The following is a 6,036-nucleotide window of genomic DNA, read 5'->3' as shown; positions in this document are numbered from 1 at the left end:
TAACCACGAACCAACAAACAACACAAATCGCCTGCGTAACGAGCGTTTTAGTGATATGTAGCGAGTGGCCCATCCGGGCCCTCAATTACATGCACGGGCGTGTTGAAGATTTGCGTGAGCAACTCGTCGTTCATGATTTCGCGCGGAGTCCCAAACGCGGCGATCTGACCATCCTTGGTGGCGCAGATGTAGTCGGCGTACTTCGCTGCGAAGTTGATGTCGTGCAGCACGATGATGATGGTCCGCCCGAAGTCCCTCGCGGCGGAGTACAGGTGCTTCATCATTTCCACCGAGTGTGCAATGTCGAGATTGTTTAGTGGTTCGTCGAGAAGAACATAGTCAGTTTCCTGGCAGAGCACCATCGCAACGTAAGCGCGCTGACGCTGCCCTCCTGAGAGCTGATCCAGGTAACGGTTTTCGAGTTCGTGGAGACCAAGGAAGTCGATGTACTTCGAGATGATCTGCTCGTCCTCGGGAGTGAGACGTCCATGGCTGTACGGGAAGCGCCCGAAGCCGACGAGCTGGCGCACCGTCAGGCGCGTCACAAAGTGGTTCTCCTGACGCAAGATCGAGATGATCTTTGCGAGATCTTTTGATTTAGCGCTGGTGACGTCCATACGGCCGATTTCGACGGTGCCGGAGTCGATAGCTAAGAGACGCCCAATCATCGTGAGGAGCGTCGACTTGCCCGCACCGTTCGGTCCAACGAGCGCGGTGATGCCACCAGCGGGAATCTCGATATTGACGGGTCCGATTTTGACGTCGTCGCCGTAGTCTTTGCGGACTTCTTTCAGCGTGATCATAAGCGTCCCTTCTTCAAGATGACTGCCAAAAAGGTGATGCCACCGACGAGCTCAATGATGATTGACACGACGCCCTGCGCATAAAACACGTGGTTCATGATGAAGTAGGCGCCACTGAGTACGCAGAATCCCAGCAGTACTGCCATTGGGAAGATGTAACGGTGGTCGTAGGTATCGCAGAATTGGTACGCGAGCGTCGCTACGAGGAACCCCAGGAACGTCATCGGCCCGACGAGCGCGGTCGAGACCGCCATCAAGATGGAGACCAGCACCAATGTGAAGATCGAGTGGAATCGGTGGCTAACGCCGAGGTTCACGGTGACATCTCTGCCGAGTGCGAGGACGTTGAGGTGGCGTGAATTGAAGACCAGTAGTGCTGTGGCGCCGACCGCGAGTGGGATAGCGACCGGATAGTACTCAGGATCCGCGTTGTTGACGGAGCCAAACAACCGCGCGGTGAGGACGTCGAACTCGCTTGGTGTGAGGAGGCGCTGCATGAACGTCGACACGCTGCCGAGTCCGCCACCGATCACGATGCCGACCAGCAGCATCGCGTGCATATTTGCGTGCTTTCCGGACAACAGCCACGCGTACAGCACAAGGCTCAGGCCAACCATGAGCACTAGCTGCAGCACGAACATCTGGAGCGTATATCCATTGTTCAGGCCAGCGGCACCGAGGAAGAACACGGTCGAGGTGTGAATCGACACGTAGAGGGCTTCAAAACCCATGATGGACGGCGTAATGATGCGGTTGTTCGTCACCGTTTGGAACGAAACGGTCGCCACCGCCTGGCACAGCGCCACAATCGCCATCGCGATAACCGAGTTCAAACGGCGCTTCGCAATCAGCCAGTATCCGGTGGTGCCGAAGTCCGTGGGGTTGCCGTACGCCAACAGACCGGCAGTAAACCCTACGGCGGCGATGATAAGGCACGCAAGAATTATCCAGTAGCGGGTTTTGCTCTTGGTGGATTGGAAGGCTCCGACGAAGCGGGCGTCGATAAGCTGTTTAGGCACGGCGACTCTGCCTCACGATCAAGAAGACGAAAACCACCGCACCGATGATGCCCAAGATGACGGACACCGGGATCTCGAACGGGGCGATGATCGTGCGGGCCAGCAAGTCGCACACGGTGACGATGCCGACGCCAAGGAGGCAGACCCACGGAAGGTTGGAGCGGAGGTCGTCGCCACGCATCATGGAAACAATGTTGGGAACAATGAGCCCAAGAAAAGGAAGATTGCCGACGACCACCGTCACGACGCCCGCTGCGACCGCAACGAGGCTCGTTCCGACCAAGATGATGCGGCCGTAGTTAAGGCCAATGTTCGTGGCGACGTCCTCCCCCAGGCCGGCGGCCGTAAGGCGGTCGGCGTAGAAGAACACGGCAATCACGACCGCGACGACGATCCAGAGTACCTCGTACTGCCCGGAAATCACTGAGGTAAACGAGCCAGCGAACCAAATCCCGAGCGACTGAAGCAGGTCAGTTTGAAGCGCCCAAAACGTGGAGAATGCGCTGACAACGGCGCCGAGCATGATGCCGACGATCGGGACGATCAGGCTCGAGCGCAGCGTCACCCTCCGAAGGAACGCAAAGAAGACCATCGTCCCGATGAATGCGAAGGTGACGGAAATGATCATGCGCTGCAGGATCGTGCCGTCGGGCAAAAATACGTACGACGCCAGCAAGCCCAGGCCAGCCCACTCGGTGGTACCCGTCGTGGTGGGCTCGACGAAGCGGTTCTGCGTGAGCATCTGCATGATCAGACCGCTCATCGCCATCGCGGCGCCAGCAAGCACCAGCGCGATAGTGCGCGGAACGCGGGTGGTTTTGAACATGTCCCAGCCGTCGCTTGATCGAAAAACGTCGTACTGGCCAACCAATAAGGACAAGGCCAGCAGCACGATCACAATGACGAGACCCACCCCAAGCTTCCAGTTAAGAAGTTTGGGGTGGGTGCGCGTACCCGGTTGCGCCATTACTTGGCGGCCTCCAGCTGGTCAGCAATGCCGTTCAGGATTTCGGTGTAGGTCAGGATGGACTCGTTGATGTAGGTGTCCTGCGGAGCCACATAGATGTGGTTCTCCTTGACTGCGGTGACATTCTGCAGTGCGGCAGAGTCGCTCAGCACGCTCAGAGCAGCCGGGGACTCCCCTTCCTTCTTAATGGCCGCGTCGCGGTCAAGGGCGAAGATCCAATCTGGGTTGGAGTCGGCGATAGCCTCAACAGAAATATCGTCACCCTTGTGGTCGCTCGAGGCGTTTTCTACCTTCAGCGCCGGAGTGAAACCGATGAGGTCAAAGAGGGGGCCAAAGGTGCGGCCGATGCCCGGCGCAACATATCCGATTTCCCCACCAGAAACGTTGACAGCCATCACGGTCTGCGCTGGGTCGTATGCGTCGCGAGCACGCTGTACTGCCTTGGTGAAGTCTTCGACGGTTTTCTCCGCTTCAGCCTGCTTACCGAAGATTTCGCCGAGCTCGAGGGTCTGACGGATCAACTCACGGTCGAAGGGTTCATCGTCACGTGGTTCGAAGTCGACGAGTACTGCGTTTGGAACAAGTTTCTGAATCTCGTCGTCGTACTTTTCAAAACGCTGGCCCGAGATGATTACGTCCGGGTCAGCTGCAACGATGATCTCCAGATTCGGCTCCTTGTGATTGCCGATGTCCGCAATATCGTCATTGTCTCGCAGGCCCGGAACATCTTTCGAAACCAACTTCTTTGGCGCCGCAACCGGCTTCACACCCCAGGAGTCCAGGAGCTCGAAGGTGCGGTTGTCGAGCGCAACGACGCGCTTCGGCGGAGTCGGCACAGTCTTTTCGCCATAGTTGTCGGTCACGGTCACGGTGCCGTTTTCCGCGGCAGTCGTCGTAGCGGAGGCGCTAGCCTGGGTCTCCGAAGTGGACGCGTTGTTCGACTCTGCTTCAGAGCAGGCGGTCAGCGTCATCGCTGCGGCGGCTGCAACAGCCACGATGGTCTTACGTGAAAAACGAATCATGTTGAAAAGTATCCTTGCTACTCATATCCAAGGGTAGGGTTACCTCACTCAGCCTAAATCACCCATGAGAGTTAGGCAAGGCTTAGAGAAGAAAGTAATTATCGGCGTCCCCCTCTTCTTACCCCCGCGTCTTGCATCTACGCAGCTTAGATCGGATCGAACCAGCCATTGACCGCAGGCCCATCTGGTGCAAGCACCCCTTAGCTGTGACAGAATACTCAGAGCACTGGATCTCACCGCGTCAGTACGACAGGAGGACCTCAAATGTCCACAATCGCAGTCTTGGCATTCTTTCTCGCCTACATCGTTGCCCCTAGCAGTCCCATCGTATGGATCCTGCTTGCGGTCGCGGTTGTCGCCCTCACCTGGGACACAGTCGCGCTCGTGCGAAAGGATGCTTCCCGATGAACTCACCACTCAACAACTCAGCCATCTACATCCTCGGCACTACCCTTGCATATCTGGCGACCGGCTGGGCCTGGACGATTGCCATAGGCGCTGCCGCAGCTCTTTCAGCATTCTCCCGCCACCTGTACACAGACAAGGCGTAACGTCACTGAGGGGAACGGAAGAGATTCTACCGATCGTCAATAAACGTGAGATCCCCTCCAAGCCAAAAGCCGCCACTCACAGTGACGGCTACAACTAGCTATGTGCTTTACTCTTCGGTGAACGAGTCCCACGGAGCACCAACCATATCGGCAAGTTCAATATCCGCTTCATCTTCCGAAACCAGCTTCACATTATAGGGCCAATACTCACCACGTATTCGAGCAAATCTTCACCCGTGTTCAACTGGCTCGCTCATCACGCTTTACCTTTCACTTGGGGCTCTGGCCTCTAGATGTCTTTGACGCTGCCCTCACCGTCAATGAACTCCAACGGCGACGCCGGGAAATGCTCACGACCGACGACCTCGGTAACCACATCCGCGACAAGCTCCCGGGAGGTAGTCATGGTGCCGGTACGCTCAGTATCGTGGTCCAGCACAGTAATGCCCCCAGCAGGCTCTTCGGTGAGCGCCGCTGGGCCGAGGATGAGGTAGTTGAGGTCCGTCGAATTCAGCTTCTTATCGACGGCCTTCTTCGACTCGACATACGCATACCACGACTCATCCGACGGGTCAGTCGTGTTCTCAGTGGCGCCGACATAGGAGATCATCACGTAAGCCGGTGCTCGCTTCCCCTCCGCAGCCAGTTTCTCTAGCCCAGCGATGGAGGCCAGGGCGGCGTCGCGGTCGACTGCCCACGTCACTTCGGCACCAGCGCGTCCACCGTTGCCGGCGCCCCACACGGCGACGTCATACTGGGCAAGGAGCTCAGCCCAGTCCTCAACGGAGATCTCGGTTAGGTCCCGCAAGACAGGGGTAGCTCCGAGCGCTTCAATATCGGCAGCCTGGTCGGGGTTGCGTATGAGGGAATGGACAGTATGGCCAGCGGCGACAAGCTTTGGCGCTGCCAACAGCCCCACCTTGCCATGGCCACCGATGTACAGAACGTTCTTGCGTGCAGTCGTCGTTTCAGTCATGGGCGCCACTGTACGCGTCATCTGCTTTCTCTAACGGTTGGCCGAAATTTGGGTCATACCCAGACCCTCAACTTGTAGTTACTCTCCTTCACAATCGCCCACAATCGAAAACCAAGTCCATGCAACGTATCCGACATATGCGAGCGGAAGAACCAGCGGTAAGAAAATGCCAGCAACCGCGCACATCGTAAGTGCGCCGATGGCCACCCGTGCGAATGACGGTTCAGAACCTGAAGCAACGAGCCTTACCGTCACTACGGCGGTAACGAAGCAGAGGACAACAGTCAGCTCCCACGGGATCCCGCTTCTGGTGGCCAAGATCACCGTCGCAATACCAACACAAATCCACAGGACCTTTGGAAGACTCACACTAGAACCCGATCCATTCCTTAGGGACAGTCACACTGAAGCGTAACAAGCTCGGTCTACCGAGCACCAGGTATGCAACCTGAAGCCGATGGAATAGCGGCTTAAGGGACATTTTGTGTGTATAAATCTATCTGGTTTCCTGGGATGACCTCGGCCAACAACCAGATATGGTTTTCAAAACAGTTCCATTCGCCCGTTTTGAGAAATCGACACCGAATGATGTCTGGAGTGTGGTATGGAGTCTGCTGGTAGCGCAGGGACCCCAGCGAGATCGAAGGCTCTAGGGGACTAGAATCAGCCGCCTGTGCGTTGGGCGGTCGCATATAGCC

Annotated in this window: 8 protein-coding genes; 2 read left to right on the top strand and 6 right to left on the bottom strand. The window is 57.0% G+C overall.

Annotated features, from left to right (window positions below; translation table 11 throughout):
• Positions 1–47: 47 nt before the first annotated feature.
• The 4 genes from HMPREF3170_RS00280 to HMPREF3170_RS00265 are packed head-to-tail and all read right to left on the bottom strand — an operon-like array spanning position 48 to position 3,811.
• Positions 48–803: an iron ABC transporter ATP-binding protein gene (locus HMPREF3170_RS00280; protein WP_070362871.1), complete on the bottom strand. Its 756-nt coding sequence runs from the start codon at positions 801–803 to the stop codon at positions 48–50.
• A complete protein-coding gene (locus tag HMPREF3170_RS00275; protein ID WP_070476994.1) occupies positions 800–1,822 on the bottom strand; it encodes an iron chelate uptake ABC transporter family permease subunit in 1,023 nt (340 codons plus the stop codon). The genes HMPREF3170_RS00280 and HMPREF3170_RS00275 overlap by 4 nt, the downstream gene beginning before the upstream one ends.
• On the bottom strand, positions 1,815–2,789 hold the full coding sequence (locus tag HMPREF3170_RS00270) for an ABC transporter permease (RefSeq protein ID WP_070476993.1): 975 nt from the start codon (positions 2,787–2,789) through the stop codon (positions 1,815–1,817). Before HMPREF3170_RS00270 ends, HMPREF3170_RS00275 begins: the two co-directional genes overlap by 8 nt.
• A complete protein-coding gene (locus HMPREF3170_RS00265; protein ID WP_070362874.1) occupies positions 2,789–3,811 on the bottom strand; it encodes a siderophore ABC transporter substrate-binding protein in 1,023 nt (340 codons plus the stop codon). The genes HMPREF3170_RS00270 and HMPREF3170_RS00265 overlap by 1 nt, the downstream gene beginning before the upstream one ends.
• Positions 3,812–4,075: 264 nt before the next feature.
• Here HMPREF3170_RS00265 and HMPREF3170_RS11635 point away from each other — a divergent pair, with 264 nt between their 5' ends.
• The gene (locus tag HMPREF3170_RS11635; RefSeq protein WP_168156195.1) at positions 4,076–4,219 is read left to right on the top strand and encodes a hypothetical protein; all 144 of its coding nucleotides are present in this window, start codon (positions 4,076–4,078) and stop codon (positions 4,217–4,219) included.
• Positions 4,216–4,362, top strand: coding sequence for a hypothetical protein (locus HMPREF3170_RS11630; RefSeq protein WP_168161598.1), 147 nt, complete (start codon positions 4,216–4,218; stop codon positions 4,360–4,362). The genes HMPREF3170_RS11635 and HMPREF3170_RS11630 overlap by 4 nt, the downstream gene beginning before the upstream one ends.
• Positions 4,363–4,651: 289 nt before the next feature.
• On the opposite strand, the gene HMPREF3170_RS00260 is transcribed toward HMPREF3170_RS11630, so the two are convergent.
• Both HMPREF3170_RS00260 and HMPREF3170_RS11805 read right to left on the bottom strand, forming a co-directional pair.
• Entirely contained in the window at positions 4,652–5,338 is a 687-nt protein-coding gene (locus HMPREF3170_RS00260; protein WP_070476991.1) for an NAD(P)H-binding protein, read from the bottom strand.
• A gap of 470 nt (positions 5,339–5,808) precedes the next feature.
• Positions 5,809–6,036 (bottom strand): hypothetical protein (locus HMPREF3170_RS11805; protein WP_210385485.1); only part of this gene is annotated, 228 nt, incomplete at its 5' end.

The sequence above is a fragment of the Corynebacterium sp. HMSC08D02 genome (assembly GCF_001807505.1).
Taxonomy (GTDB): domain Bacteria; phylum Actinomycetota; class Actinomycetes; order Mycobacteriales; family Mycobacteriaceae; genus Corynebacterium; species Corynebacterium pseudogenitalium.
Note: the sequence above shows the minus strand (reverse complement) of the source record. Positions and strands in the feature narration are given on the sequence as shown.

Excerpts from the sequence above, each read along its gene's own strand:
- HMPREF3170_RS00265 (WP_070362874.1), bottom strand. The coding sequence starts at position 3,811 with ATGATTCGTTTTTCACGTAAGACCATCGTGGCTGTTGCAGCCGCCGCA.
- HMPREF3170_RS11630 (WP_168161598.1), top strand. The coding sequence starts at position 4,216 with ATGAACTCACCACTCAACAACTCAGCCATCTACATCCTCGGCACTACC.
- HMPREF3170_RS00260 (WP_070476991.1), bottom strand. The coding sequence starts at position 5,338 with ATGACTGAAACGACGACTGCACGCAAGAACGTTCTGTACATCGGTGGC.
- HMPREF3170_RS11635 (WP_168156195.1), top strand. The coding sequence starts at position 4,076 with ATGTCCACAATCGCAGTCTTGGCATTCTTTCTCGCCTACATCGTTGCC.
- HMPREF3170_RS00270 (WP_070476993.1), bottom strand. The coding sequence starts at position 2,789 with ATGGCGCAACCGGGTACGCGCACCCACCCCAAACTTCTTAACTGGAAG.
- HMPREF3170_RS00280 (WP_070362871.1), bottom strand. The coding sequence starts at position 803 with ATGATCACGCTGAAAGAAGTCCGCAAAGACTACGGCGACGACGTCAAA.